Origin of the sequence: Starkeya nomas, from assembly GCF_902703545.1 — a bacterium.
Taxonomy (GTDB): domain Bacteria; phylum Pseudomonadota; class Alphaproteobacteria; order Rhizobiales; family Xanthobacteraceae; genus Ancylobacter; species Ancylobacter moscoviensis.
Map to the genome: position 1 here is coordinate 1 of NZ_CACSAS010000033.1, position 2,166 is coordinate 2,166.

Here is a 2,166-nt window from a genome sequence, read left to right on the forward strand (position 1 = left end):
CGGGCGCAATGTCGCGTTCGACCTGAAGGACTACAACAAGATCGACCACGGCTATGCCGCCACGATCCACAAGGCGCAGGGCATGACCGTAGACCGCGCCCATGTGTTGGCGACGCCGGGCATGGACGCGCATGGCAGCTACGTCGCCCTGTCGCGGCACCGCGACGGCATGGACCTGCATTACGGCCATGACGACTTCGCCAATCGGGACCGGCTTGTCGGCGCAATGTCGCGCGACCGCGCCAAGGACATGGCGAGCGACTATGAACCCGCCCGCGACTACGCCGCGCGGCGCGGCATCACCTTCCGCGAGCGGGTGGAACGGGTTGTCGAGATCGTCCGCCAGGTTCCCGAAAAGGCGCGCGGTATCTTCGACGGCCTGCGCCTGCCCGCCGAGGGTGGACAGATGCCGGAAAGGAAAGTGGAGGAAGACCCGGAGGCGGCGTTGCGCCGCGCCCGTGGCCGGGCGCTCGTCCGCCATGCCCGCGCCGTCGATGCGATTTTCGCGGCGCAGGACCAGGGCGGCAGGGCCGGCCCCGATCAGATCAGGGAATTGCAGGAGGCGCGCCAGCGGTTCGAGGAGGTGCGCCCCTACGGCTCGCACGACGCCGAAGCGGCCTACAAGAAGAGCCCGGAGCTTGCGGCGGAGGCGGCGTCCGGAGACGCCCGGCGCGCGATCCGCGCCCTGCAACTGGAAACCGAGTTGCGCACCGATCCCCGCCTGCGAGCAGACCGTTTCGTGGAACGCTGGCAAAATCTCCACAGGGCCAGCGACGAACGGTATGCGGCGGGCGACTATGCCGGTCACAGGGCCGCGCGGGCGGAGATGGGGAACATGGCCCACAGCCTCGAACGCGACCCGCAGATGGAATCCCTTCTGGCGGGCCGCAAGCGGGAACTCGGCATCTCATTCGATTCGGGGATGGGCGTCGGCCGCGACCTCACCCTCACGTTCGGGCTCGGTCGAGGCCGGGGTCTCGGGCTATAGAACCATCCTATTTACCGCCGTCTGCACGCCACACTACTACGAGGCCCAAATATCTGTTGAACAACGACAAATCGTTGCTCTGTCTGGTCTCCGCAATCGTCAGGGACAGCCAGCAGGAGGCAGCGCAGCCATGCTTGCATCAGACCGTATCGTCCGTCTCAAAACCGTTCTCGCCCGGACCGGCCTGTCCCGGTCCACCATCTACCGTAAGATCGCCGAGGGCACGTTCCCGGCCCAGATCAGGATCAGCGTCAACGGCGCGGGCTGGAGGGAATCCGACATCAACCGCTGGATCGCCAATCCCGTGGCGTGGCGACCGGGAAGCGGGCGCGACCTCGATGGCGTCTGATCGCGCGTTGTCCCGCTCCCGGCGCGTCAGGCCGCCCACGGCGTCGGAGCAGCTTGAGGAACTGCTGGGCTATCCGTGGCCGTTCCCCGGCAGGCCACCCAGACATGACCTGTCCACATGGACCGTCACCGACGACTGGCCCCATCCCGTTCCGGTCACGCAGGCCGAGATCGAGGTGTTCGAGCAATGGTTCGGAGACCTGTTCGATGAACTGTTCGGCTCCGAGGGCTGACACCTCGGGGATTTGAAATCGGCGTTGAAATCCGCCCTTCAATAGATTATATGTAGTCACATATGGCTACATATGGAGGGCGATATGCTGACCATCAACCTTAGAGACGCCAAGGCTGGATTTTCCAGCCTTGTTGATGAAGCCATCAAAGGAGAAATCGTGACCATTACCCGTCATGGCAAGCCCGTTGCGGCCCTGGTTTCGGTCGAGGCGGCGGAGATCGCGCGCAAGGCTCTGACGCGAAAAAGGGCGGGCCTTGTCAGCTATCTCAGGACGTTCCCAGGCGGAGAGTTCACGCGCAACCGCAAGCCATCGCGAGATGTCGAGCTTTGAGCGGCTTTCTTCTCGACACCAACGTCATTTCCATGCTGGCACCGTCGAAGTCGGAAGCATCCGCTGACTTCCTCGACTGGCTGGACCGCATGGACGCCGATGGACGGCTATTTCTGTCGGTCGTCTCTATCCATGAGATCGAGAAGGGGATCGCGCTCCTCGACCATAAGGGGGCAACGGCGAAGGCCGCGAGCCTGAAAGCATGGCTCAGTGGCCTTGTCTCCACATACGATGACAAGATTATTGGCTTCGACGCGCAGGCTG

General features: G+C 63.9%; 4 protein-coding genes and 1 pseudogene. All 5 read left to right on the forward strand.

What is annotated here, in order from left to right; all coding sequences use genetic code 11:
• Nucleotides 1-988 (forward strand): annotated as a pseudogene (locus STARVERO_RS22665) (Ti-type conjugative transfer relaxase TraA); the annotation flags it as partial.
• Between the two features lie 130 nt (nt 989-1,118).
• Entirely contained in the window at nt 1,119-1,337 is a 219-nt protein-coding gene (locus STARVERO_RS22670) for a helix-turn-helix transcriptional regulator (protein ID WP_159602380.1), read from the forward strand.
• A 7-nt stretch (nt 1,338-1,344) separates the two neighbouring features.
• Nucleotides 1,345-1,569, forward strand: a complete 225-nt coding sequence (locus STARVERO_RS23405; protein WP_244617001.1) for a hypothetical protein — start codon at nt 1,345-1,347, stop codon at nt 1,567-1,569.
• Nucleotides 1,570-1,653: 84 nt separating this feature from the next.
• On the forward strand, nt 1,654-1,902 hold the full coding sequence (locus tag STARVERO_RS22680; RefSeq protein ID WP_159602383.1) for a type II toxin-antitoxin system Phd/YefM family antitoxin: 249 nt from the start codon (nt 1,654-1,656) through the stop codon (nt 1,900-1,902).
• The coding region (locus STARVERO_RS22685) for a PIN domain-containing protein (protein WP_200837952.1) at nt 1,899-2,166 on the forward strand (268 nt) is incomplete at its 3' end. The genes STARVERO_RS22680 and STARVERO_RS22685, both read left to right, overlap by 4 nt.

What these genes read in the sequence shown, in the direction of transcription:
- STARVERO_RS22670 (WP_159602380.1), top strand. Translation starts at nt 1,119, where the DNA reads ATGCTTGCATCAGACCGTATCGTCCGTCTCAAAACCGTTCTCGCCCGG.
- STARVERO_RS22680 (WP_159602383.1), top strand. Translation starts at nt 1,654, where the DNA reads ATGCTGACCATCAACCTTAGAGACGCCAAGGCTGGATTTTCCAGCCTT.